This is a genomic window from Pelomonas caseinilytica (genome assembly GCF_021353235.1).
In the GTDB taxonomy this organism is placed as follows: Bacteria; Pseudomonadota; Gammaproteobacteria; order Burkholderiales; family Burkholderiaceae_C; genus Pelomonas; species Pelomonas caseinilytica.
The window spans coordinates 245,839-267,353 of sequence record NZ_JAJTWT010000004.1 but is presented as its reverse complement, the minus strand read 5'-3'; the positions used below and the strand labels follow the sequence as shown (position 1 = coordinate 267,353).

The window sequence follows — 21,515 nt, the reverse complement described above, 5'->3', positions numbered from 1 at the left end:
CGGGATCGTCTTGGCGACGAGGGCCGCGTCAGTCGGCCGCCGCGGCCTCGCTCTCCGTGTGCCGCTCCGGCTCCGTGGTGGCGAGGATTTCGTTCAGGACGGACGTGGCGTAGTTGCCGGCGGGCAGGGAGAAGGTGAGCACGAGTTGATCGGCTTGCGGCCATTCCCATGACATGTCCACGGGACTCGCCACCAGGGCGCGGCGCTCCTGGTCCAGGCCGGCGTGTTCCATGCCGTCGCACAAGGCGGCGTGACGCTCGGCCACGCCGTTTTCCAGGGCCTGGGCCTGATCGGTGGTGGTCACGCGGCCCCGCCCCCACAGCGGTCCGGTGGGCCGGCCCGCCTCGTCCAGCACGTCACCGGGCAGGGTCTTGCCCCACAGTCCCTGCCGGATCCGCAGCGCCAGCACCTCATTGAAGAGGAAGGAGCGCACCGCCGACAGGTAGATGCCCTTCTTCTTCGGGTTGCGCACACGGATCTCGCGCGCCAGCATGGCCCGGCCCTGCTCGACGTTGCCGCCGTCGTGCCCGAACCGCTGGGCGCCGAAGTAGTTGGGCACGCCTTGCGACGCCACGGCCTTCAGGTTGGCCTCGATGGCATCGCGGTCGCCGGCCACGTCCCGCAGCACGATGCGGAACCGGTTGCCCTGCAGGTCACCGGGGCGCAGCTTCTTCACGTGGCGGCTCTGGCTCAGCACCTTGAACTCCGGGTGCTGAAGCTGGGTGAGGTCGGGCGTTTCGCCTTTTCCTTTCCCGTTCGGCAGATAGATGCTGAACCACTGCCGGGTGATGGCGTAGCGGTCCTTGAGGCCGGCATAGCCCACGTCCCTGTCCTGCACGCCGGCGGCCTCGGCCAGCCGCTGGGCGACGAAGGCGGTGTTGGCCCCGTTCTTCTCGACGTCCAGCCAGAGATGTTCGCCCTCGCCGGAGGGCAGCTGCAACGGCAGCTCCGTCACGATGAAATCCTCGTTGAGGCGCTTCAGCGTGGCGCTGGCGCCGCTGCCCGGATAAGCATTGGGCCATTGCGGCAAGGTCGTGTAGTGAGCGTCGGTCATGAAGGGTCTGGCGGCAACGGCTGCTGGACGGGGATGGGCTGTCCGGCCGGTGATTCTCCCCGCGCGCGCATGCCTGGGCGAACGTCAAGGGACGCGGCTCCGTTCCGTTCTTGTTGTTGTGTACACAATGATGCACAATGCCCTGCGCGCAGGGTGCGCGTGGAGTTCCACATGGAAAGCGCAAGGGTCGGTATTCGCGAGTTTCGCGCGGGGCTTGCCGAGTTCATCGCGTCGGACACGCCCGTCGCGGTCACCCGGCATGGCCAGACGGTGGGCTACTTCATCCCGACGCATGGCCAGTCCGAAGCGGATGTCGTTGCCCTGAAGAAGGCCGCGGCTGAACTGGACCGCCTGCTGGCTGCCAGGGCGGTCGACGTCGACGAGGTCGCATCGGAGTTCAAGGCTGCACGAAAGGCTGGCGCAAAGCTGCAAACAAAGACGGTCGCCCGTTCGAAACGCGCGTGATCAGACGATGAAGCGGCGCGCGATCGTCCTGGATGCAAACATCTTGATCCGCGCTGTTCTCGGGCAGCGTGTGCGCGAGCTGATCGCGGAGTCCCTGGCTGACGTGAGCTTTTTTGCTCCGGCCGCCGCCTTCGACGAAGCGCGCAGGTACCTTCCGGGATTGTTGGAGAAACGAGGTGTCGACGGCGCGGTGGCCCTGGCCACGCTCGGCGCACTTGAGGCCGTGGTCCGCCCGCTGGATGCAGAGCTGTACCAGGCATTCGAGCAGCGCGCCCTCGCGCGCATCGGGGAACGCGATGCCGACGATTGGCCAGCTTTGGCCTGTGCATTGATGTTGGACTGTCCGGTTTGGACCGAAGACGCGGACTTCTTCGGCACGGGTGTGGCCACCTGGACGACCAGCCGAGTCAAGTTGTACTTGTCGCCTGACGACTCTCCCTCGCCCGAAGAGCCTGCTGGGTGAATCGACTGGGGCGCCTCTCGCGTCCCATCCCCCCGCCAACGCCACCCCTCACCCCTCCCGCGCGTGGTTCTTGGTGTAGCGCGGCAGCTCGATGACCAGCTCCGGGCCCTTCAAGCGCACGCAGCAGGACAGGCGCGACTGGGCGTCCAGGCCCCAGGCGTCGCCGAGCTGGTCTTCCTCGTCTTCGTCCGCCGCGGCGAGGTGTTCGCCGCCCTCGCGGACGTGCACGTGGCAGGTGGCGCAGGCGCCGACCTTCTCGCAGGCATGTTCGATGGCAATGCCCTGTGCCAGCAGTTCGTCCACCAGCTTGCGGCCGGCGCGAGCCTCGAACTCCAGGCCGGCGGCGCAGAGGTCCGGATGCGGCAGCACGCGCACGCGAGTGGCCGGGGCCGTGGGCTTGGCGTCCGGGCTCATCATGCGGCGAGCTGGTCCAGCCGTTGGCCGGACAGCGCCTGGCGCACGCGCGCGTCCATGCGGCGGCCGGCGAAGGGCGTGGTCGCCTGGTTGAGCGCATCGGTGGCGGCGCGCAGCGCCTGGCGCAGCGCCTTGTGTTCGTCGGGCGTCGTGCCCTCGCCGTCGGCGCACTGGGTCAGCAGGTCGGCCACGTCCTGCATGGCCTTCAGGATGGCGAACTGCTCGCGGGGCTGCAGCAGCTGGTCGCCGTCTTCGCGCAGGGCGGCGTCGGTGGCGTCGAGCAGGCGGCGCGCGTCGAGCTCGGCCTCGCGCAGCATGCGGGCCGCGGCGTCGGCCTCGGCGCCGGTGAGGGCGGAATGCAGCATCTCCGCGATCGTGCCCGTGGCCAGGCCATAGCTGGGCTTGACCTCCACGTGGGCCTGCACGCCGGTGCTCTGCTCCACGGCGCTGACCGACAGCAGGCCGTCGGCATCGATCTGGAAGGTGACGCGGATGCGCGCGGCCCCGGCCACCATGGGCGGGATGCCGCGCAGCGTGAAGCGGGCGAGCGAGCGGCATTCGCCCACCAGCTCGCGCTCGCCCTGCACCACATGCAGCGCCATGGCGGTCTGGCCGTCCTTGAAGGTGGTGAAGTCCTGCGCCCGGGCGGTAGGCACGGTGCTGTTGCGCGGCACGATCTTCTCGACCAGGCCGCCCATGGTCTCCAGGCCGAGCGACAGGGGGTTCACGTCGAGCAGCAGCAGGCCGTCGGCGCCCTCGCCATGGCTGCGGTTGCCGGCCAGCTGGTCGGCTTGGATGGCGGCGCCCAGGGCCACGGCCTGGTCGGGGTCGATGCCGGTCAGGGGCTCGCGGCCGAAGTGCGCGGCCACGGCGGCGCGCACGGCCGGCATGCGGGTCGAGCCGCCCACCAGCAGCACGCCCTTCACGTCGGCGGCCTTGAGCCGGGCATCGCGCAGGGCGCGGCGCAGCGGCGCCAGCGTGCGGTCGACCAGGTCGCGGGTCAACGCGTCGAAGCGTTCGCGGTCGACCTCGCGGCAGGCCTCGCTGCCGTCGGCGCGGACGCAGCGCATGGTCACGACGGGAGCGTCGGTCAGCGCCTCCTTGGCCGCGCGGGCCGCCGCGTGCAGCGCGCCCATGTCCACGGCGCTCCAGGCGCCGCCGGTGTCGCGCATGAACCAGTCGGCCAGGCGCTGGTCGAAGTCGTCGCCGCCGAGCTGCGCGTCGCCGCCGGTGGCCAGCACCTCGAAGACGCCGCGCGTCAGCCGCAGCACCGACACGTCGAAGGTGCCGCCGCCCAGGTCGTAGACCACGTAGATGCCTTCCTCGGCCGACTCCAGGCCGTAGGCCACGGCCGCGGCGGTGGGCTCGTTGAGCAGGCGCAGCACGTTGAGGCCGGCCAGTGTGGCGGCGTCCTTGGTGGCCTGGCGCTGGGCGTCGTCGAAATAGGCCGGCACGGTGATGACCGCGCCCACCAGCGGGCCTCCCAGCGCCGCCTCGGCGCGCGCCTTCAACGCGTGCAGCACCTGGGCGCCGACAGCGACGGGGCTCACCTGGCCCTGGCAGGTGCGCACGCCGACGGACGTGTCGGACAGGGCCTCGACCGCGTAGGGCAGGCTGCCCGGGGCGATGTCGGCCGGCGCGCGGCCGATGAGGCGCTTGGCCGAGGCGATGGTGTTCTGCGGGTCGGTGGCGGCCATGGCCAGGGCCTCGGCACCGACGCGGCAGCTGCCGTCGGCGGCGTAGTGCACCACCGAGGGCAGCAGCGCGCGGCCTTGCTCGTCGGCCAGCACGGTCGGGACGGCGCTGCGCACGGTGGCGACCAGCGAGTTGGTCGTGCCCAGGTCGATGCCGACGGCCAGGCGGTGCTGGTGCGGTGCCGCCGCACGGCCGGGCTCAGCGATCTGCAGCAGCGCCATGGCCCGCTCCTGGCTAGACGGCGAAGGACTCGCCGCAGCCGCAGGTGGCGCTGGCGTTGGGATTGCTGAACTTGAAGCCCTCGTTCAGCCCCTCGCGCACCCAGTCCAGCTGCGTGCCGTCCAGCAGCGGCAGGCTGCGGGCCTCCACCAGCAGCTGCACGCCTTCGCTCTCGAAGGCGAGGTCGTCGGCCGCCGCCGCGTCGGCGAACTCCAGCGCATAGGCGTAGCCGGAACACCCGCTGGTCTTGACCGCCACGCGCAGGCCCATGCCGCCGCCGCGCTTGGCCAGCGCCTTGCGGATCTGCGTCGCCGCCTTCGGTGTCACCGAGATGGACATGAGGATCTCCTAAACCGAGAACGAGCTGCCGCAGCCACAGGTGCTGGCGGCGTTGGGGTTGCGGATGACGAAGCGGGCGCCTTCGAGGTTGTCCTCGTAGTCGATCTCGGCGCCCACGAGGTACTGCAGGCTCATCGCGTCCACCACCACGTTGACGGGGCCGCGCGTGATGCGCAGGTCGTCGTCCTTGCGCTCGTCGTCGAAGGCGAAGCCGTACTGGAAGCCCGAGCAGCCGCCGCCCGTCACGAAGATGCGCAGCTGCAGCGACGCGTCGCCTTCCTCGGCCAGCAGCTCGGCGACCTTGTCCACCACGGAGCTGCTGATGCGGATGGGCTCGACGCCCTCGGGCAGCGTGAACTCGCGGGAGGCCAGCGGGGCGGAGGTGGCGCAGGTCGAGCCGCCGTGGCCCTGGGATTGGCATGAAGACATCGGGTTCTCCTTGGGGTCGTGAAGGCTCAGTGGGACGCCGGCGCGCAGGCGGGCTGCTCGACGGTGGCGGACTGGCGGCTGCGGTAGTCGGACACGGCCGCCTTGATGGCGTCCTCGGCCAGGATGGAGCAGTGGATCTTGACGGGCGGCAGCGCCAGCTCCTCGGCGATGGCCGTGTTCTTGATGGACAGCGCCTGCTCCAGCGTCTTGCCTTTGACCCACTCCGTCACCAGGGAGCTGGAGGCGATGGCCGAGCCGCAGCCATAGGTCTTGAAGCGCGCATCCTCGATCACGCCCGTGGCCGGGTTGACCTTGATCTGCAGCTTCATCACGTCGCCGCAGGCCGGTGCGCCGACCATGCCGGTCCCCACGCTGGCGTCGGCCGCGTCCAGGCTGCCCACGTTGCGGGGGCTCTCGTAGTGGTCGATGACTTTCTCGCTGTAGGCCATGTGGCGCTCCGTCGGTTCAGTGGCTTGCCCACGCGATGGTGGAAAGGTCGATGCCGGCGCAATGCATGTCCCACAGCGGGCTCAGCGTGCGCAGGCGCTCCACCGTGGCGCTGACCTGCGCGATGGCGCGGTCCACCTCCTGCGCGGTCGTGAAGCGGCCGATGGAGAAGCGGATGGAGCTGTGGGCGATCTCGTCCGGCAGGCCCAGCGCGCGCAGCACATAGCTCGGCTCCAGGCTGGCGGAGGTGCAGGCCGAGCCGGAGGACACGGCCATGCCCTTCATGCCCATCAGCAGCGACTCGCCCTCCACGAACTGGAAGCTGACGTTGAGGTTGTGCGGCACGCGCTGCTCCTCGTGGCCGTTGAGCCGCACCTCGGGGATGGTGCGCAAGCCGGCCCACAGCCGGTCGCGCAGGCTGCGGATGCGCTCGGTCTCGGCGCCCATGGTCTCGCGGGCGAGCCTGTAGGCCGCACCCATGCCGACGATCTGGTGCGTGGCCAGCGTGCCGCTGCGCATGCCGCGTTCGTGTCCGCCGCCATGCATCTGCGCCTCGATGCGCACGCGCGGCTTGCGGCGCACGTACAGCGCGCCGATGCCCTTGGGCCCGTAGGTCTTGTGGGCGGACAGGCTCATCAAGTCCACCGGCAGCGCGTCCAGGTCGATGACCACCTTGCCGGTGGCCTGGGCCGCATCCACGTGCAGGAGCACCCCGCGGGCGCGGCACAGCGCGCCGATGGCGGCAATGTCCTGGATGACGCCGATCTCGTTGTTGACGAACATGACCGAGACCAGCAGGGTGTCCGGGCGGATGGCCGCCTCCAGCGCGCCGAGGTCGAGCAGGCCGTCCGGCTGGACGTCGAGGTAGCTCACCTCGAAGCCCTCGCGCTCCAGATCGCGCATCGTGTCGAGCACCGCCTTGTGCTCGGTCTTGAGCGTGATGAGGTGGCGGCCCCGGGCCTTGTGGAACTGCGCCACGCCCTTGATGGCGAGGTTGTTGGACTCGGTGGCCCCGCTCGTCCAGACGATCTCGCGCGGATCGGCGCCGATCAGCTGCGCGACGTTCTCGCGGGCGATCTCCACCGCTTCCTCGGCGGCCCAGCCGAAGGCATGGCTGCGCGAGGCCGGGTTGCCGAACTGTTCGTACAGATACGGCACCATCTGCTGCGCCACACGCGGGTCGACGGGCGTCGTGGCGGCGTAGTCCAGGTAGATCGGCTTGCTGTCCTGCGGGTCCATGGTCGGGGCTCCGTTGCCTGTGCTCGGGCTGGCTGATCGCACGGACCGTGCCAGCCGGCCGGGCGCCGAGAAAGCCCAGTGGATTCAGGCAATTGCGGCGCATCTCCCTCCGCGGCGAACCCGCCGCAGAGCGCGTGCATGTCGGCTTTGTCGACTCGCCGACAAAGCCTGCGGCGCACGCGGCGGCTTCGACCAGGCGCTCCCAGGAGCGCCGGCGCTGGCATCCAATTTGCGATCAGGCCGTGCGCTGGGTATTTCTGTACATAACGTGCCGTTCGACCACCGCCGTGGAGGCTCCGATGACCCTGATTGACTATCGCCTCACGGCGCCTGGACGCGCCGTTGCGTCATGACTGAAGGCGCCGCATCGCGCCCGGGCTGGTCGCAGGGCCTGCCTGGAACCTACCGCGCCGCGGTCGTCGTGCCGGCACGCTTCGACACGCATGTGGACGAGGCGGCCTGTGCCCGCAAGCTCAACGGTTTCGATGCCGGCGGACGGCGCTGTTTCGTACGCCACGACCACACGGCATGCGTCGACACCTTCGACATCGACGAGTTCCCGCTGACGGTGGCTGTGCGCCACGAGCGCCGCACGGCCTGGCGCTTGCAGTCGGGGCAATGGCTGATGAGCGTGGACCGCATCGAGCGCCTGGACAGCTGTGCGCCCCGGGTCGTCAATGAAACCTGGCTTGCCGCGACAGAAGCCCAACTCGGCCTGTGAGCGGCGCGCGTGCGCCGTCAGGGCTGGGTGGCGACCATCACGGCGGAGGCCTTGAACACGGCGGTGGCCGGCACGCCGACCTTCAGCCCCAAGGCCTCGACACCCTCGTTGGTCACGCTGGCCGTGATGGCCGAGCCCCCCGGCAGCGTCAGCACCACCAGCGATGACACCGCGCCGCGCTCGATGCGCGAGAGGGTGCCCTGGAGCTGGTTGCGGGCACTGAGCTGCCAGCCGGCGAAGTCGGTCACCAGCACCACGGCGCTGGCCTTGATGAGGGCCAGGGCCTCCTGGCCCGGGGCCAGCTCGAGACGCTGGGCGGCGGCACTCGTCATGGTGGTGGTGATCTCAACGCCGGAGGCCAGCGTGATCGTGACCTGGGCCGACACCGGCCCGACCTCGACCGCACCGACGGTGCCTGCGAACTGGTTTCGTGCGGTGGTTTTCATGGACATCCTTCGGATCAGCCCGTGCAGGGCCGGCAGTTGTGCCAGGCGTGCTTCCTGCGCCTGGATGAAGTCGCGGTGCTCCGCCTGGAGGTCTTGCCAGGCCGCCAGAAGCGCCAGGGCCGCTTCGGTCAGGCGAGTGCCGCCGCCGCCCGCGCCGCCGGTGGCGGTGTGCAGCAGCGGCTCGTTGGCGAGGTTGCAGGCCTGCTCCAGCAGCAGCCACGCCCCCTTGTAGCTCAGGCCCGCCGTGCGGGCGGCGCGGTTGATGGAGCCGGTGTCCTGCAGGGCCTTCAGCAGCGCGAAGAAGCGCGCGTCCAGGCGGCCGGCGATCTTCAACTCCGCCGTCAGCAGCGCGCCGTCACTCGTGGGCTTCATGCGTTCATTCCATCAGCGCGACGGACTTGACCTGCGCCCAGACGGGCAGGCCCACCTCCAGCCCGAGGCCTTCAGCCGAGCGGCGTGTCAGCCGCGCGACCACCGGGCTGGTGCCGACGCGAACGCGCACCAGCGCCAGCGACGGATGCTCGTCGTCGGCGATCGCTTCGACCGTGCCGTGCAACTGGTTGGCGATGCTGGTGCCGGTCTGGGCGGCCAGCGTCAGGCTCACGTCGCGGGCCAGCAGACGCACGCGAACCGCCCGCCCCACGGGAAGGCCCAGGTCGCGTGCCCAGACGCTGAAGTCCGCCGTGCCCACGCTCAGCCGGGCCAGTTGCCAGGGGGCGTCGTGCTCGGCAATGACGGCGTCCAGCACCACGCCGGCGCCCTCGCCATGGGCGGTGGGCAGGTCCAGCCGCGCCATCACGTCGCCCAGCGGCCCGGCGGCCACGACGCGGCCGGCCTCCAGCAGCACCACGTGGTGGGCCAGCCGGGCGACCTCGTCGATGGCATGGCTGACGTAGACGATGGGAATGCCCAGCTCGCGGTGCAGGCGGTCCAGGTAGGGCAGGACCTCGGCCTTGCGCGCGGCGTCCAGGGCCGCCAGGGGCTCGTCCATCAGCAGCAGGCGCGGGCTGGTGGCCAGGGCCCGGGCGATGGCCACGCGCTGCCGCTCGCCGCCGGAGAGGGTGTCCGGCCGGCGGCCCATCAGCGAGCCGATGCCCAGCAGCTCGACGGCCTGGTCCAGCTCGATGCGGTGCTCGCCCGGGGCGATGCGGCGGCGGCCGAAGTCCAGGTTGCGGCGCACGTCCAGATGCGGGAAGAGCGCGGCCTCCTGGATGACGTAGCCGATGGCGCGGCGGTGCGTGGGCAGGAAGAGGCCCCGCGCGTCGTCCTGCCAGACCTCGCCGCCCAGTGCGACACGGCCGGCTGCACGCTCCAGGCCGGCGAGGGCGCGCAGCACGGTCGTCTTGCCGCAGCCCGAGGGGCCGAACAGCGCGCTCACGCCGCTGGCGGGCAGCGTCAGGTCCACATCGAGGGTGAACCCCGCGCGGGGCAGGCGCAGCGCGGCGCGGATCACGCGGCCCCCTTGCGCGCGGGCCGGTTCAGCACGTGGAGCGTGACGAGCACCAGCATCGCGAATGCCACCATGCCGGCGGCCAGCCGGTGGGCGTCGGCGAACTCCAGGGCCTCGACGTGGCCGTAGATGGCCACCGACAGCACCCGCGTCTGCCCGGGGATGTTGCCGCCGATCATCAGCACCACGCCGAACTCGCCCACCGTGTGCGCGAAGCCGAGCACACTGGCCGTCAGCAGCCCGGGCCTGGCCAGCGGCAGCGCCACCGTGAAGAAGCGATCCCAGGCGCCGGCGCGCAGCGTGGCCGCCGCTTCCAGCGTGCGCTCGGGAATGGCCTCGAAGGCCTGCTGCAGGGGCTGCACGACGAAGGGCATGGAGTACAGCACCGAGGCCACCACCAGCCCCCCGAAGGTGAAGGGCAGCCGCCCCAGCCCCAGGGCCTGCGTGAGCTGGCCCACCGGCCCTTGCGGACCCATCAGCAGCAGCAGGTAGAAGCCCAGCACCGACGGTGGCAGCACCAGCGGCATCGCCACCAGCGAGGCGACCACGGGCTTGAACGCCGAACGCGTGCGCGCCAGCCACCAGGCCACCGGCGTGCCGGCCACCAGCAGCAACGCGGTCGTCAGTGCCGCGAGTTGCGCGGTCAGGCGAACGGCGGCCCAGTCGTCGGCGGGCAGCGTCATCAGAGTCCGTAGCCGAACGACTTGATGATGTCACGGGCCTTGGCGCCCTTCAGGTAGGCCAGCAGCGCAGCCGCGGCCGGCTTGTTCGCGCCGGCCCTGAGCAGCACCGCGTCCTGGCGGATTTCGCCGTAGAGGTTGGACGGCACGAGCCAGTACGAGCCGACCGTCGGCTTGCCCGGCACGGCGACCTGCGACAGCGCCACGAAGCCCAGCTCCGCGTTGCCCGTGCTGACGAACTGGTAGGCCTGGGCGATGCTTTCGGCCGTGACCAGCTTGGGCGCGACGGCTTCACCGAGGCCGCGGGCCTTGAGCACCTCCATGCCCGCCGCGCCGTAGGGTGCGACCTTGGGATTGGCGATGGCCAGGTGGGCGAACCTGCCCGCGGCCAGCACGGCGCCCTGGTCATCCACCAGGCCGGGTTGGGCGCTCCACAGCACCAGCTTGCCGACGGCGTAGGTGAAGTTGCTGCCCGTGACTGCCAGGCCCTCGGCGATCAGCTTCCTGGGCGTCTCGTCGTCGGCGGCGATCAGCACGTCGAAGGGTGCACCGGCCACGATCTGCGAGTAGAACTTGCCCGTGGCGCCGGCCGAGATCCTGAGGCTGTGGCCGGTGGCGGCCGTGAAGCCCTCGCCGAGACGCGCCAGCGGCACGGCGAAGTTCGCGGCCACGGCCACCTGCACCTCGTCGGCGCGGGCACCCAGCGCGGCGAGCGTCAGGGATGCGACAAACAGGACACGGGGGATGGGCTTCATGGCAGTTCCGGGGTTATGTGGCGTCGTACACAACGATGCCAAGCAAGTGCCGGGCCCGATTCGCCCGGCCCAGCCGTCCGGAACGTTCGTCAGCTCTCGGGGCCGAAGCAAAGCGGCTGGTCTGCGCAGACCGCGCAGCTCGGCGACTTGCAGATCAGGATCTCGGCCTGCACGCACAGCTGGCGGTAGAGGAACTTCTTCCACTTCATGTCGCCGACGTTCCTCTCGACGAGGGCCGGGAACCAGTGGCGCATCAGCGCCGAAAGCTCGCTGCGCGAGCCCAGCCCCAGGTCCTGCCAGAGGTGGTTGTCGCCCAGGCTGGCCAGGGCGACCGCGAGCGCGACCGCGTCGATCTCGGCGGCCGTGCCGGCGGCGGGGTCGGCGTGGCCGCGCAGCAAGGCCAGCAGGTCGTCCACCTCGTCGTCCCGCGTGAGGCGGCGCTCGTGCACGGCGGGGTGCAGCTGGAAGTGCAGTTCGCGCGCGCCCACCTCAGGCCCCTTCAGGCGCTGGCCGCCGCGTGCGTGTAGCACTTCTTGGGGCAGATCCGAGAGCAGGCCGTGCAGCCGATGCACAGCGCCTGGCGGGCGATGGTCATCACCTTCTTCTCGTATTCCTCTTCCTCGTCGCCGTCGGGATCCAGCGCGATGCGCCCGCCGTCTTCGTCCAGGCCGACGAGCTCCAGCACGCCGCGCGGGCAGACGCGAAAGCACCGCCCGCAGCCTATGCACTTGTCCTCGTTGATGGCCTGCACGAAGGTCGGCGTCCAACTGGCGCCGGAGGGCAGGGTGATGGTGAAGTCGCTCATGGCGCGGCCTCCGCGAGCTGGCGGCGTGCCGCCATCAAGGCCGCATGCGCGTCGTGCGCGGCCTGGGCGACGTCCAGGATGCGCTCCCAGTTCGTCGGCAGCTCCTCGCTCAGGTCGTGCAGGTCCATCTTGGCCTGGGTGGCGCGGGCGTTGAGCTTCTTCAGCTCGGCTTTCAGGGTATCGACGTCAGCCATAGTGGGCCACCTCCGGGTACTTCTCGATCAGGTCCACGCCTTCCTTCACCAGCTTGTTGCCGGCCTCGGCGAGCTTGGCCAGGCTGGGGAAGCCGAAGCGGTGCACGTCGCGCAGGTAGCGGTTGACGACGATGAGCCGGCCGGTGGTCAGCACCGCGCGGCCGAAGCCCTCGTGGCTCATCTTCATCATGGGCGAGACCATGCATCGCGTCGCCCGCTCGATGGTCAGCCCCACGGCGTTGTGGAAGAGGTCCAGCCGCCACAGGGTGTCGGGGTCGGGGTCGCCCATGATGGGCAGGGCGCGGCGCTGCTCGGCGGTCACGATGAAGGGCTCCAGCAGCTGTGCGTCGCTCCTGCCCTCCCAACTGCCGTGGGTGTCCTGTGCCCGCAACTGCTTGACCAGCTCGCGCACGAAGGGGTCGGCCAGCGCTTCGGCGGTGGCTTCAGTCATTCTTCACCTCGTCGTCTTCCTCGAAGTCGTGGACCCGCGCCTGGCCTTTGAGCAGCGCCTTGCGCAGCCAGGGTGGCGGCATGCCGGCGAGGGTCTCCTGCAGTTTGTCCAGGATGTCCAGGATGGGCTCGGGCTGGGTGACCTTGACCGGGTGGATCTTGCTGGCCACCACGCGCGCCGCGGCCGAGCCGCCGATGGCGGCCACGTAGACGATGGCGCAGTCGTGGATGGCGGCGAGCTTGGGCGAGAGCTTGTCTTCGTTGCCGTCCTCCGCCAGGTCTTCGCCGAAGGGGAAGTCCTGCAGGAAGCGGTAGCCCGAGGGCGAGACCTCGTAGACGGCGAGGTGCTTGGCCCAGCCGAAGTGCGCGTCGACGCGCTGCTGGTCCTGGGTGGCGAAGGCGACTTTCATGGCATCTCCGTGGGGGTGTTCAGGCGCCGGCGGTGGCGGGCCGGCCCGGTTGCGCGGCGGCCAGCGAGGCGGCGGGCAGCGGCCAGTCGTCGGGGCCGTGGTGGGGCGCGTGGGCCATCAGCAGGTTGCCCACCTCGTAGACGAAGTTGCGCGTGCCCCGGTAGCCCGCGTGGCAGATGTGGGAGTTGCCGATGCGGTCGAACATCGGGATCCCGATGCGGAACAGCGGCAGGCCCAGGCGCTCGGCGGCCTGGCGTCCGTGCGAGTGCGTCATCAGCAGCTCGCAGCCGGCGGCGCGCGCCGATTGCTCGAAATCCTCCAGGTCGCCGACCAGCACCTCGGCACTGGGCATGCGTTCGAGCAGCGGCGAGCGGGTGGTGGTGACGCACACGGCCAGCTCGGCGCCCATCTCCGCCAGGAAGCTGCCGGCGCTCCACAGCAGGTCGGGCTCGGCGGCCAGCGCCACGCGCACGTTGCCGAAGTGGAAGTGGCCGTCGAGCATGGCGTCCACCAGCTGGCTGCGCTGGCGGCGCAAACGGGCGGGCACCGCGCGGCCGGAGAGTTCGGCCAGCCGGGCGACGAAGGCGTCGGTGGCGGTAAGGCCGGTGAGTCGGTCGAACACCGTGAACGGCACGCCGCAGCGCGCCTGCAGCGCCAGCGCGGCGGGGCGCATCTGCTCGCCCAGCGCCAGGGTGTGCTCGGCCGTGCCCAGTTCGCGCAGCGCCGCCAGCGGCGTGCCCCCGAGCGTGGTGCCCAGCCAGGCCTCGGGAATGTGGCCGTCCAGCGAGCCCGACACGTCGGGCACGAAGACCGGCGTGAGCCCGAAGGCCTCGATCATGTCGCGCACTTCCTCCAGGTCGCCGGGCGTCAGGTGGCTGCCGGGCAGCACGTTGACGAGGCCGGCCCGGCGCGGGGCCTGCGGTGCGGGCAGCTGGGAGACGAGGGCCGTGACCGCTCGCGCCCAGCCGTCCTGGAAAGCGCCGACGTAGTCGGGCGTGGAGACGTAGACGATCTCCGTGTCGGCCAGCTCCGGGTGGCGCTGGCGGATGAGCCTCAGGTGGCCTTCGACATCGTCGCCGCGGGTTTCGGTCAGGCCCGTCGAGCAGATGGCGATCAGCGCCGGCCTGGCGCGCTGTCGGATGTTGAGCAACGCCTTCTCGATGTTGTCGTAACCACCCATCACCGTGGTGGCCTCGTTCATCGCGGTGGTCTGCAGCGGGATGGCTTCCTTGAAATGGCGCACCAGCACCACCAGGCCGAAGGAGGTGCAGCCTTGCGAGCCATGCATGACGGGCATGCAGGACGCGAGCCCCATGAACGCGTAGGCCGCGCCCAGCGGCTGGCTCATCTTGAGCGGATTGACGGCGCAGGCCTTACGGGATTCGCTGACGTGGGCCATGTCACACCGCCTCGCCCAGCAGGGCCGCTTGCGTCTCCCATGGCGCCGGCGTCCGCACCTGCTGCCACACCGGGTTGAACAAGGCCTTGTCGATCTCCGCGATCATGGTCACCATGCCCTCGTAGCCGGCGAAGGCGTGGTGGCGCTCCTGGTTGATGTCCATCCAGGGCATGCGCGCCTTCAGAGCCACGAACTGGCTGCGCCCGCCGCTGAGCATGATGTCGGCCTTGGCGTCCTTGAGCATGGCGTACATCTCGCGCGGGCTCAGGTCGTCGATCATGTGGGCATCGGCGCCGTCGCCCATCAGCTCGCGGATCTTCTCCTTGTCCTCGCGGGTGCTCTTCTTGACGCTGGTGCCCACCACCTCCAGCCCCGCCTCCTGCAGCGCCGAGACGACCGACCAGCTCTTCACGCCGCCGGTGATGAGCAGCACCTTCTTGCCCGACAGCCGCTCGCGGTAGGCGCGGATGCGCTCCCAGGCGCGCGCCTCCTCGGCGGCGATCAGCGCCTCGGCCCGGTCGGCCAGGTCGGCTGGCGCGCCGCGCGCCACCAGCAGCCGCGCGATCTCGCGCAGCGTCGTGCTCATGTCGCTGATGCCGTAGAACGAGCCTTCGAAGTAGGGGATGCCCCAGCGCTGCTGCATGCGTGTGGCCACGTTGATCATGGACTTGCTGCAGACCATCATGTTGGCGCGCGCCCGGTGGGCCCCGGCGATGTCGCGGTAGCGCCCGTCGCCGCTGATGCACGACAGCACGCGCACGCCCAGGGCGTCCAGCAGCGGCTTGACCTGCCAGAGCTCGCCGCTGAGGTTGTACTCGCCGATGATGTTGATGTCGGTCGGCGTCGTGACCTCGGGCTCCACCGTGCCGATGACGTGATCCAGCAGCGCCTCGGCACCGAGCTTGTTGCCCAGGTTCTTGGGGCCGGCGAAGCCCGGCGCGTTGACCGGGATCACCGGCTTGCCGAAGCGCTCGGCGGCGCGCCTGCACACCGCCTCGATGTCGTCGCCGATCATGCCGGTGACGCAGGTCTGGTAGACGAACACCGCCGCCGGGTCCTGGCGCTCGATGACCTCACGGATGCTTTTTAACAGGCGCTTCTCGGCGCCGTAGATCACGTCCAGCTCGTTGATGTCGGTTGTGAAGCCGGTGCGGTAGGTCTGCGGGCCGGAGCTGGCGCTGTGGCGGTTGTCCCAGCTGTTGCCTTCGCAGGCGATGGGGCCGTGCACGAGGTGGGCCACGTCCACGATGGGTTGCAGCGCGATCTTGGCGCCGTCGAAGGCGCAGCCTCCGGCCGCGGCACCGGGCGTGAGCTGCTTGGTGCACCCCTTCTTGCGCTCCTTGGCGCTCTTGGCCTGGTTGACGTCGCAGCCAGGCTCGTCGAAGACCTCGGCGATCTTGGCGTTCAGGCTGGCGGACATCGGGGCCTCCCGGAGTGGCGGACGAGAGGCTCAATGCAGGATCGATGCCAGGGCCGCGCAGGTCCCGCAACGCTGTCGGATCAAGGACTTGGAGAGGCCAGGGGCCGAGGCCGGTGTGCGCTGAGCTGGCGGGTTTGCGACAAACACGACGCGCCTGGGAGACACGGAGGGGCCTTCATTCCGCTGCCTCTGTGTCTCTGCGTCTCTGTGGCCGTATGCCTGGCTCCAAGCGCCACGGACAGCGCGGTTCGCCCGGCCTCCCGGCCCCGGCGGCTGCCTCGCTCAGAGGTCGTCCGCCAGCACGTCCAGCGCGACGAGCTGCTCACGCAGGGCCTGGCGGGCGCGCCAGCCGCGGCCCTGCCACAGCGGGTCGTCCCCGCGCTCGAAGGCGGCGGTGGCCTCGGCCTCGTTCCAGAAGATGCGGCATCGCGCAGCCGCAGGCGCGGTGGCCGCGCCCGGTTCCTGCAGCGCGAGCAGGCCCGGTGCGCGGCATTCGATCTTGCCGAGCAGGTCGTCCACGTCGAACGCGAACCAGGCCGAGGGTTCGGCCTGGTCGGGGACTTCGATGACGAAGATCATGTCGCCGCGCGGGCGCCGGACGTTCAGCGGATGATGTCGTAGGAGTAGTCGGTCTTGCCGGGCACGATGGTGTTCGCGTCCAGCGTCTCGAAGAATTCGTCCAGCAGCATCGTGAACAGCCACAGGGCGCCGTTGTAGCCCCAGGTGGGGAAGCGGTGGTAGTGGTGGCGGTCGAAGATGGGGAACACCGCCCGGATCAGCGGCGTGCCGGCGTCGCGCTCCAGGTATTTGCCATAGGTGTTGCCGATCAGGAAGTCCACCGGCTCGGTGAAGAGCAGGCTGCGCAGGTGCCAGAGGTCGCGCTTGGGGTAGACCTTGCAGCCGGCGCCGTAGGACGAGGCGTCGAACACGGCCTGCACCTTCTTCGCCCACTCTTCGCCGCCATTGGTGGCCAGCACGTGGGCCGGCTCGGCACCCAGTTCCAGCAGGAACTCGGCATAGCCGATCATCTGGTCGGGATCGCCGTAGAGGGCGTAGCGCTTGCCGTGCAGGTGGCTCTGGCTGTCGGCCATGGCGTCCACGAGCTGGCCGCGCTCCTTCTCCAGCTCGGCCGGCACCGGCTTGCCGGTCAGGCGGCTGATGGCCATCAGGAAGCGGTCGGTGCCGGCCACGCCCACGGGGGCGTTGAGCAGCACGACCTCCTGGCCCTTCTCGGCGATGTACTTGGCCGTCTTCTCGCAGCAGAACTCCTGGAAGACGATGGTGGCCTTGGCGTTGAGCGCGGCCTCGACGGTCTCCTTGGTCGTGCCGCCCTGGTACATGCGGAACTCGCCGTCGGTGGGCGTGTTCCAGACTTCGCTCGGGTCGCAGATCACGTTCACCGTCACGCCGAAGAGGCTGAAGATGCGCTTGATCTCCTTCATGTTGCCGACGACGAAGCCGTCGAAGCCGCCGATGAAGTTGATGCTGTCGTCGGGCACGCGTTGCAGCGCCGGCGCCGTGCCGGCCTTGCCGTCCCAGAAGTGCTGCAGCACGCCCAGCAGCGCGTTGTCGTAGCCGGTCACGTGGCTGCCGACGAAGGCGGGCGTGTGGGCGAAGGGCACGTCGAACTCGGCCGGCACGCTGCCCTTCTCCTTGGCGGTCTTGATGAAGGCGTTCAGGTCGTCGCCGATGACCTCGGCCATGCAGGTGGTGCTGACCGCGATCATGTCGGGCTTGTAGAGGCTGTAGGCGTTGCTCAGGCCGTCCACCATGTTGTTGAGCCCGCCGAAGACGGCGGCGTCCTCGGTCATGGACGAGCTGACGCAGGAGGTCGGCTCCTTGAAGTGGCGGCTGAAGTGGCTGCGGTAGTAGGCCACGCAGCCCTGGCTGCCGTGCACGAAGCTCAGCGTCTTGTTGAAGCCGTTGGCCACGAACACCGCGCCCAGCGGCTGGCAGGCCTTGGCGGGGTTCACCGTCAGCGCCTCGCGGGCGAAGTTCTTTTCCTTGTACTCCGGCGTCTTGGTCCAGTTGCGGATCTCCTCGATGCGCACGTCGGCATGGTTGAACTCGAAGTTGGCCTTCTTGTCGGCGAAGAGCTTCTGGTATTCCGGCTCGCGGAACAGCAGTTCGTGGTCGATGACCTTTTCTGCGGTCTGGGGCATGGTGTTCTCCTGGCGGGGATGAGTCGGTTCTTTACGCGGCGGTCTTCCAGGGCGCGGACTTGGCCAGCTTCCAGATCGGGGAGCTGATGGCCATGTCCATGTCGCGGGCGAAGATGGCGAAGCCGTCGTAGCCGTGGTACGGGCCGCTGTAGTCCCAGCTGTGCATCTGGCGGAAGGGCACGCCCATCTTCTGGAAGACGTACTTCTCCTTGATGCCGCTGCCGATCAGGTCGGGCTGGATCTTCTCGACGAACTTCTCGAACTCGTAGCCGGTCACGTCGTCGTAGATCAGCGTCGCGTCGCCGATGTAATGGGTGGTGCGCTGGTAGTCGTCGTTATGGCCGAACTCGTAGCCGGTGCCGACGACCTTCATGCCGAGATCCTCGTAGGCGCCGATGACGTGGCGCGGGCGCAGGCCGCCCACGTAGAGCATCACGGTCTTGTCCTGCAGGCGCGGCCTGTATTTGGCGATGACGGAGTCCACCAGCGGCTGGTACTTGGCGATGACGGCCTCGGCCTTGGCCTTGATGCTGTCGTCGAAGTGGCTGGCGATCTCGCGCAGGCTCTCAGCGATCTTGGTCGGGCCGAAGAAGTTGTATTCGACCCAGGGAATGCCGTACTTCTCCTCCATGTGCCGGCTGATGTAGTTCATCGACCGGTAGCAGTGGATGAGGTTGAGCTTGGCCCGCGGCGTGTTCTCCAGCTCGGCGATGGTGCCGTCGCCCGACCACTGCGCGATCACGCGCAGGCCGATCTCCTCCAGCAGGATGCGGCTGCTCCAGGCGTCGCCGCCGATGTTGTAGTCGCCGATGATGGTGACGTCGTAGGGCGTCGACTCGAAGGCGTGCTCCTTCTTCGTCGTGCCGTCGAACACCCAGTCGCGGATGGCGTCGTTGGCCAGGTGGTGGCCCAGCGACTGGCTCACGCCGCGGAAGCCTTCGCAGCGCACCGGCACGATGGTGTGGTCGCCATGCTCCTTGCTCTTCCTCTTGGACACGGCCTCGATGTCGTCGCCGATCAGGCCGATGGGGCACTCGCTCTGGATGCTGATGCCCTTGTTGAGCGGGAACAGGTCCTGGATCTCGTCGATGATCTTGTCGAGCTTCTTGTCGCCGCCGAAGACGATGTCCTTTTCCTGGAAGTCGCTCGTGAACTGCATGGTCACGAAGCTGTCCACGCCGGTCAGGCCGATGTAGTAGTTGCGCCGCGCGGCCCAGCTGTACTGGCCGCAGCCCACCGGGCCGTGGCTGATGTGGATCATGTCCTTGATGGGCCCCCACACCACCCCCTTGGAGCCCGCATAGGCGCAGCCGCGGATGGTCATCACGCCAGGCAGCGACTTGATGTTGCTCTTCACGCCGCAGTCCGGCTTGCCTTCCTCGTACTGGCCAAGGTGCTTGGCGCGGCGCTTGGCCATCTTGTCCGGGTAGGCCCTCAGGACTTCATCGATCAAGGCCTTGTTGGCGGCCTTGCGCTCTTCAACCGTCATGCTCATGGTGTTCGCTCCGCGATGGTGTGGGGAGCGGTGGCGCCGCTGCGCCACCGCGTTCGGGGTCAGGCCGCGAGGGCGGATTCGGCGGCCAGTTCGGCGGCGGACTTGCCCACCAGCGATTCGTCGATCGACTTCATGATCCCGTGCTCCATCAGCAGGTCTTCCAGCTGGTCCATCGTGATGGGCGTGGGGATGGTGCCGTTGCCGGCGTTGGCGTGGATCTTCTCGGCCAGCGTGCGGTACTCCTGCGCCTGCTTGGAGTCGGGCGCGTACTCCAGCACCGTCATGCGGCGCAGTTCGGCGTGCTGCACGATGTTGTCGCGCGGCACGAAGTGGATGAGCTTGCTGCCCAGCATCTTGGCCAGCGACTCGGCCAGCTCCAGCTCCTTGTCGGTCTGGCGCTCGTTGCAGACCAGGCCGCCCAGGCGCACGCCGCCGCTGTTGGCGTATTTCAGGATGCCCTTGGAGATGTTGTTGGCCGCGTACATGGCCATCATCTCGCCCGACATGACGATGTAGATCTCCTGCGCCTTGTTCTCGCGGATGGGCATGGCGAAGCCGCCGCAGACCACGTCGCCCAGCACGTCGTAGGAGACATAGTCCACGCCGTCATAGGCGCCGTTCTCCTCGAGGAAGTTGATCGAGGTGATCACGCCGCGGCCGGCGCAGCCCACGCCCGGCTCGGGGCCGCCGGACTCCACGCAGCGGATGTCGCGGTAGCCGATCTTCATGACGTCTTCCAGCTCCAGGTCCTCCACCGAGCCGGCCTCGGCCGCGAGGGAGAGGATGGTGTCCTGCGCCTTGGCGTGCAGGATGAGGCGCGTGGAGTCGGCCTTGGGGTCGCAGCCGACGATGAGGATCTTCTGCCCCATCTCGGCCAGGGCGGCGAGGGTGTTCTGCGAGGTGGTGGACTTGCCGATGCCGCCCTTGCCGTAGAAGGCGATCTGCCGAAGTTTTGCCATTTCAGTGCTCCAGTCGTGTGGATGAGAAGTTGACGATCGAGAGGGTTCGTCGCGATCTCTATGCAGCCTTCGGTGCCTTGGATAGGTCTTCTTATGAAGGTTCCTCGGGGCCTGACATCGGATGTCGCGCAGCCCTGCTAACGCAATGGGCGTGCCACCCCGCGGCAGGCCGCTCAAGTGTTTGTTTTGCCTGGAGAAACGTCGCGGCGGGCCGGCGGGAGGACCTTGTCGCGCCTGTGTTCGAAACCCGACAAACCGGGCCGCTTGTCGGCCTTGCGCTGCCACCGCGCCTGGCTCGCGCCCTGTGGAGACCGGCCTGGTACGGGCGTTGCTCTGGAAGAGGCATGAGCGTGCTGTCCACCATCGCCGTCGTCGCCAACCCGCACTTCGCGCGGCTGGGCGGCGAGGCGGCCGTGGCGCGGCTCGTCTCGGCCTTCTACGCGGCCATGGACAGCCGGCCCGACGCTCGCGCCATCCGCGCCATGCATGCCGCCGACCTCGCCGCCACAAAGGCCGTGCTGGTGACCTACCTGTGCGAATGGCTGGGCGGCCCGCGGCGCTACACGGCCGAGCGCGGCGCGCCGCGCCTGGGCCGCGTCCACCGGCCCTTCGCGCTGGACGCCGCCGCGGCCGACGCCTGGCTGGCCTGCATGCGCCAGGCCCTGCACGAGTGCTGCGCCGATGCCGCGCTGCGCGACGAACTGATGGCGGCCTTCACCAAGGTGGCCCGCCACCTCGCCACTCCCGTTTCCGACCACCACCGAAAGCCACTGATGAGCACCACCTTCGCCGAACCCGGCCTCGCCACCACCGCCTTCGCCCGCCTGGAGGCCGAGGGCCGCCTGCTCAACCCGGTGCTCAAGGGCCCGACCCGAAAGCCCGGGCGCTTCGGCTTCCGCGGCGAGCTGGCGCTGCGCTTCGCCACCCGGTTGGCCGACGAGGCCCGCCCGCCCGAGCTGACCTGCGACCAGGTCATCGCCGTGGCCCAGGTGGGCGACCCCAAGCTCGCCTTCTTCGCCGGCTACCTGCTCAGCTTCGAGCACCTCAAGGACGTCGCCGAGGCCCTGGGCGACACCCTCGGTGCCGGCGGCAAGTACTTCCTGTTCTGCAACAACATCGACCTCAGCAAGAAGTACCAGGTGGCCATGAACGGCGCCGTGTTCTACGTGCTGCCCATCGACGAAGCTACCGTCTACAACGAGCTGCTGGAGCTGTTCTACCTGGACAAGTCGGAGCTGAAGAAGCTGGACACCGCCGGCAAGACCGACCGCGTGGCCGATGCCGCGCTGAAGTTCGACCTCGGCTTCGACACCATCACCTACGCCGAGGGCCTTGCGCTGATGGGCCCGGTGCGCAACCCCAACGAGAACCGGCCAGTCTGACGCAGCCTGCTGCGGCCCGGCGA

26 protein-coding genes and 1 pseudogene are annotated in these 21,515 nt (G+C 69.4%); 5 read left to right on the top strand and 22 right to left on the bottom strand.

Annotated features, from left to right (window positions below):
- Positions 1 to 28: 28 nt before the first annotated feature.
- Complete coding sequence (truD, locus tag LXT12_RS11905; RefSeq protein ID WP_233392279.1) at positions 29 to 1,054, bottom strand: tRNA pseudouridine(13) synthase TruD; 1,026 nt, start codon at positions 1,052 to 1,054, stop codon at positions 29 to 31.
- A gap of 171 nt (positions 1,055 to 1,225) precedes the next feature.
- Here truD and LXT12_RS11900 point away from each other — a divergent pair, with 171 nt between their 5' ends.
- Positions 1,226 to 1,519, top strand: a complete 294-nt coding sequence (locus LXT12_RS11900) for a type II toxin-antitoxin system Phd/YefM family antitoxin (RefSeq protein ID WP_233392277.1) — start codon at positions 1,226 to 1,228, stop codon at positions 1,517 to 1,519.
- Between the two features lie 7 nt (positions 1,520 to 1,526).
- Positions 1,527 to 1,982, top strand: a complete 456-nt coding sequence (locus LXT12_RS11895) for a PIN domain-containing protein (RefSeq protein WP_233392275.1) — start codon at positions 1,527 to 1,529, stop codon at positions 1,980 to 1,982.
- 48 nt (positions 1,983 to 2,030) lie between these two features.
- Here LXT12_RS11895 and LXT12_RS11890 read toward each other — a convergent pair whose 3' ends face one another.
- From LXT12_RS11890 to LXT12_RS11865, 6 genes are read right to left on the bottom strand one after another with little or no spacing between them, the layout of a single operon-like run.
- Positions 2,031 to 2,399 carry a 2Fe-2S iron-sulfur cluster-binding protein gene (locus tag LXT12_RS11890; protein WP_233392272.1) on the bottom strand — a complete coding sequence of 123 codons (369 nt, stop codon included), beginning with the start codon at positions 2,397 to 2,399 and terminating at the stop codon, positions 2,031 to 2,033.
- Positions 2,396 to 4,312: a Fe-S protein assembly chaperone HscA gene (hscA, locus tag LXT12_RS11885; protein WP_233392270.1), complete on the bottom strand. Its 1,917-nt coding sequence runs from the start codon at positions 4,310 to 4,312 to the stop codon at positions 2,396 to 2,398. The genes LXT12_RS11890 and hscA overlap by 4 nt, the downstream gene beginning before the upstream one ends.
- A gap of 13 nt (positions 4,313 to 4,325) precedes the next feature.
- Positions 4,326 to 4,649: a HesB/IscA family protein gene (locus LXT12_RS11880; protein WP_233392269.1), complete on the bottom strand. Its 324-nt coding sequence runs from the start codon at positions 4,647 to 4,649 to the stop codon at positions 4,326 to 4,328.
- Positions 4,650 to 4,658: 9 nt separating this feature from the next.
- Positions 4,659 to 5,078, bottom strand: a complete 420-nt coding sequence (erpA, locus tag LXT12_RS11875; protein WP_233392267.1) for an iron-sulfur cluster insertion protein ErpA — start codon at positions 5,076 to 5,078, stop codon at positions 4,659 to 4,661.
- Positions 5,079 to 5,104: 26 nt separating this feature from the next.
- Complete coding sequence (gene iscU / locus LXT12_RS11870) at positions 5,105 to 5,527, bottom strand: Fe-S cluster assembly scaffold IscU (protein WP_233392265.1); 423 nt, start codon at positions 5,525 to 5,527, stop codon at positions 5,105 to 5,107.
- A gap of 16 nt (positions 5,528 to 5,543) precedes the next feature.
- On the bottom strand, positions 5,544 to 6,764 hold the full coding sequence (locus LXT12_RS11865; RefSeq protein WP_233392263.1) for an IscS subfamily cysteine desulfurase: 1,221 nt from the start codon (positions 6,762 to 6,764) through the stop codon (positions 5,544 to 5,546).
- A gap of 349 nt (positions 6,765 to 7,113) precedes the next feature.
- On the opposite strand from LXT12_RS11865, the gene LXT12_RS11860 reads away from it, so the two are divergent.
- Positions 7,114 to 7,485, top strand: coding sequence for a hypothetical protein (locus LXT12_RS11860; RefSeq protein WP_233392262.1), 372 nt, complete (start codon positions 7,114 to 7,116; stop codon positions 7,483 to 7,485).
- A 17-nt stretch (positions 7,486 to 7,502) separates the two neighbouring features.
- Here LXT12_RS11860 and LXT12_RS11855 read toward each other — a convergent pair whose 3' ends face one another.
- The 15 genes from LXT12_RS11855 to nifH form a co-directional block, all read right to left on the bottom strand.
- Positions 7,503 to 8,303, bottom strand: a complete 801-nt coding sequence (locus tag LXT12_RS11855) for a TOBE domain-containing protein (RefSeq protein WP_233392261.1) — start codon at positions 8,301 to 8,303, stop codon at positions 7,503 to 7,505.
- A 4-nt stretch (positions 8,304 to 8,307) separates the two neighbouring features.
- Positions 8,308 to 9,384: a molybdenum ABC transporter ATP-binding protein gene (gene modC, locus LXT12_RS11850; protein ID WP_233392260.1), complete on the bottom strand. Its 1,077-nt coding sequence runs from the start codon at positions 9,382 to 9,384 to the stop codon at positions 8,308 to 8,310.
- Positions 9,381 to 10,064 (bottom strand): molybdate ABC transporter permease subunit, encoded by a 684-nt coding sequence (gene modB, locus LXT12_RS11845; protein ID WP_233392259.1) that lies wholly within the window; start codon positions 10,062 to 10,064, stop codon positions 9,381 to 9,383. The genes modC and modB overlap by 4 nt, the downstream gene beginning before the upstream one ends.
- Complete coding sequence (gene modA, locus LXT12_RS11840; protein WP_233392258.1) at positions 10,064 to 10,816, bottom strand: molybdate ABC transporter substrate-binding protein; 753 nt, start codon at positions 10,814 to 10,816, stop codon at positions 10,064 to 10,066. Before modA ends, modB begins: the two co-directional genes overlap by 1 nt.
- Positions 10,817 to 10,905: 89 nt before the next feature.
- The gene (locus LXT12_RS11835) at positions 10,906 to 11,346 is read right to left on the bottom strand and encodes a nitrogen fixation protein NifQ (protein WP_233392256.1); all 441 of its coding nucleotides are present in this window, start codon (positions 11,344 to 11,346) and stop codon (positions 10,906 to 10,908) included.
- A complete protein-coding gene (gene fdxB, locus LXT12_RS11830; protein WP_233392254.1) occupies positions 11,316 to 11,621 on the bottom strand; it encodes a ferredoxin III, nif-specific in 306 nt (101 codons plus the stop codon). Before fdxB ends, LXT12_RS11835 begins: the two co-directional genes overlap by 31 nt.
- Positions 11,618 to 11,815, bottom strand: a complete 198-nt coding sequence (locus LXT12_RS11825) for a CCE_0567 family metalloprotein (RefSeq protein ID WP_233392252.1) — start codon at positions 11,813 to 11,815, stop codon at positions 11,618 to 11,620. Before LXT12_RS11825 ends, fdxB begins: the two co-directional genes overlap by 4 nt.
- Positions 11,808 to 12,266 (bottom strand): NifX-associated nitrogen fixation protein, encoded by a 459-nt coding sequence (locus tag LXT12_RS11820; RefSeq protein ID WP_233392251.1) that lies wholly within the window; start codon positions 12,264 to 12,266, stop codon positions 11,808 to 11,810. Before LXT12_RS11820 ends, LXT12_RS11825 begins: the two co-directional genes overlap by 8 nt.
- The gene (gene nifX / locus LXT12_RS11815; protein WP_233392250.1) at positions 12,259 to 12,675 is read right to left on the bottom strand and encodes a nitrogen fixation protein NifX; all 417 of its coding nucleotides are present in this window, start codon (positions 12,673 to 12,675) and stop codon (positions 12,259 to 12,261) included. The genes LXT12_RS11820 and nifX overlap by 8 nt, the downstream gene beginning before the upstream one ends.
- Before the next feature lie 19 nt (positions 12,676 to 12,694).
- Positions 12,695 to 14,074, bottom strand: coding sequence for a nitrogenase iron-molybdenum cofactor biosynthesis protein NifN (nifN, locus tag LXT12_RS11810; protein WP_233392249.1), 1,380 nt, complete (start codon positions 14,072 to 14,074; stop codon positions 12,695 to 12,697).
- A gap of 1 nt (position 14,075) precedes the next feature.
- Positions 14,076 to 15,494, bottom strand: a complete 1,419-nt coding sequence (gene nifE, locus LXT12_RS11805; RefSeq protein ID WP_233392247.1) for a nitrogenase iron-molybdenum cofactor biosynthesis protein NifE — start codon at positions 15,492 to 15,494, stop codon at positions 14,076 to 14,078.
- Positions 15,495 to 15,776: 282 nt separating this feature from the next.
- Entirely contained in the window at positions 15,777 to 16,073 is a 297-nt protein-coding gene (locus LXT12_RS11800) for a hypothetical protein (protein WP_233392245.1), read from the bottom strand.
- Positions 16,074 to 16,096: 23 nt separating this feature from the next.
- Complete coding sequence (gene nifK, locus LXT12_RS11795) at positions 16,097 to 17,656, bottom strand: nitrogenase molybdenum-iron protein subunit beta (RefSeq protein WP_233392243.1); 1,560 nt, start codon at positions 17,654 to 17,656, stop codon at positions 16,097 to 16,099.
- 31 nt (positions 17,657 to 17,687) lie between these two features.
- The gene (gene nifD, locus LXT12_RS11790) at positions 17,688 to 19,151 is read right to left on the bottom strand and encodes a nitrogenase molybdenum-iron protein alpha chain (RefSeq protein ID WP_233392241.1); all 1,464 of its coding nucleotides are present in this window, start codon (positions 19,149 to 19,151) and stop codon (positions 17,688 to 17,690) included.
- A gap of 59 nt (positions 19,152 to 19,210) precedes the next feature.
- The gene (gene nifH / locus LXT12_RS11785; protein WP_233392239.1) at positions 19,211 to 20,110 is read right to left on the bottom strand and encodes a nitrogenase iron protein; all 900 of its coding nucleotides are present in this window, start codon (positions 20,108 to 20,110) and stop codon (positions 19,211 to 19,213) included.
- Between the two features lie 344 nt (positions 20,111 to 20,454).
- Between nifH and LXT12_RS26740 the strand changes: the two are divergent.
- Both LXT12_RS26740 and LXT12_RS11775 read left to right on the top strand, forming a co-directional pair.
- Positions 20,455 to 20,835, top strand: a pseudogene (locus tag LXT12_RS26740) (globin domain-containing protein); the annotation flags it as partial.
- A gap of 48 nt (positions 20,836 to 20,883) precedes the next feature.
- Positions 20,884 to 21,492 carry a hypothetical protein gene (locus LXT12_RS11775; RefSeq protein ID WP_233392567.1) on the top strand — a complete coding sequence of 203 codons (609 nt, stop codon included), beginning with the start codon at positions 20,884 to 20,886 and terminating at the stop codon, positions 21,490 to 21,492.
- Positions 21,493 to 21,515: the final 23 nt, after the last annotated feature.

What these genes read in the sequence shown, in the direction of transcription:
- truD (WP_233392279.1), bottom strand. Translation starts at nt 1,054, where the DNA reads ATGACCGACGCTCACTACACGACCTTGCCGCAATGGCCCAATGCTTAT.
- LXT12_RS11900 (WP_233392277.1), top strand. Translation starts at nt 1,226, where the DNA reads ATGGAAAGCGCAAGGGTCGGTATTCGCGAGTTTCGCGCGGGGCTTGCC.
- LXT12_RS11895 (WP_233392275.1), top strand. Translation starts at nt 1,527, where the DNA reads ATGAAGCGGCGCGCGATCGTCCTGGATGCAAACATCTTGATCCGCGCT.
- LXT12_RS11890 (WP_233392272.1), bottom strand. Translation starts at nt 2,399, where the DNA reads ATGATGAGCCCGGACGCCAAGCCCACGGCCCCGGCCACTCGCGTGCGC.
- hscA (WP_233392270.1), bottom strand. Translation starts at nt 4,312, where the DNA reads ATGGCGCTGCTGCAGATCGCTGAGCCCGGCCGTGCGGCGGCACCGCAC.
- LXT12_RS11880 (WP_233392269.1), bottom strand. Translation starts at nt 4,649, where the DNA reads ATGTCCATCTCGGTGACACCGAAGGCGGCGACGCAGATCCGCAAGGCG.
- erpA (WP_233392267.1), bottom strand. Translation starts at nt 5,078, where the DNA reads ATGTCTTCATGCCAATCCCAGGGCCACGGCGGCTCGACCTGCGCCACC.
- iscU (WP_233392265.1), bottom strand. Translation starts at nt 5,527, where the DNA reads ATGGCCTACAGCGAGAAAGTCATCGACCACTACGAGAGCCCCCGCAAC.
- LXT12_RS11865 (WP_233392263.1), bottom strand. Translation starts at nt 6,764, where the DNA reads ATGGACCCGCAGGACAGCAAGCCGATCTACCTGGACTACGCCGCCACG.
- LXT12_RS11860 (WP_233392262.1), top strand. Translation starts at nt 7,114, where the DNA reads ATGACTGAAGGCGCCGCATCGCGCCCGGGCTGGTCGCAGGGCCTGCCT.
- LXT12_RS11855 (WP_233392261.1), bottom strand. Translation starts at nt 8,303, where the DNA reads ATGAAGCCCACGAGTGACGGCGCGCTGCTGACGGCGGAGTTGAAGATC.
- modB (WP_233392259.1), bottom strand. Translation starts at nt 10,064, where the DNA reads ATGACGCTGCCCGCCGACGACTGGGCCGCCGTTCGCCTGACCGCGCAA.
- modA (WP_233392258.1), bottom strand. Translation starts at nt 10,816, where the DNA reads ATGAAGCCCATCCCCCGTGTCCTGTTTGTCGCATCCCTGACGCTCGCC.
- fdxB (WP_233392254.1), bottom strand. Translation starts at nt 11,621, where the DNA reads ATGAGCGACTTCACCATCACCCTGCCCTCCGGCGCCAGTTGGACGCCG.
- LXT12_RS11825 (WP_233392252.1), bottom strand. Translation starts at nt 11,815, where the DNA reads ATGGCTGACGTCGATACCCTGAAAGCCGAGCTGAAGAAGCTCAACGCC.
- LXT12_RS11820 (WP_233392251.1), bottom strand. Translation starts at nt 12,266, where the DNA reads ATGACTGAAGCCACCGCCGAAGCGCTGGCCGACCCCTTCGTGCGCGAG.
- nifX (WP_233392250.1), bottom strand. Translation starts at nt 12,675, where the DNA reads ATGAAAGTCGCCTTCGCCACCCAGGACCAGCAGCGCGTCGACGCGCAC.
- nifN (WP_233392249.1), bottom strand. Translation starts at nt 14,074, where the DNA reads ATGGCCCACGTCAGCGAATCCCGTAAGGCCTGCGCCGTCAATCCGCTC.
- nifE (WP_233392247.1), bottom strand. Translation starts at nt 15,494, where the DNA reads ATGTCCGCCAGCCTGAACGCCAAGATCGCCGAGGTCTTCGACGAGCCT.
- LXT12_RS11800 (WP_233392245.1), bottom strand. Translation starts at nt 16,073, where the DNA reads ATGATCTTCGTCATCGAAGTCCCCGACCAGGCCGAACCCTCGGCCTGG.
- nifK (WP_233392243.1), bottom strand. Translation starts at nt 17,656, where the DNA reads ATGCCCCAGACCGCAGAAAAGGTCATCGACCACGAACTGCTGTTCCGC.
- nifD (WP_233392241.1), bottom strand. Translation starts at nt 19,151, where the DNA reads ATGAGCATGACGGTTGAAGAGCGCAAGGCCGCCAACAAGGCCTTGATC.
- nifH (WP_233392239.1), bottom strand. Translation starts at nt 20,110, where the DNA reads ATGGCAAAACTTCGGCAGATCGCCTTCTACGGCAAGGGCGGCATCGGC.
- LXT12_RS11775 (WP_233392567.1), top strand. Translation starts at nt 20,884, where the DNA reads ATGAGCACCACCTTCGCCGAACCCGGCCTCGCCACCACCGCCTTCGCC.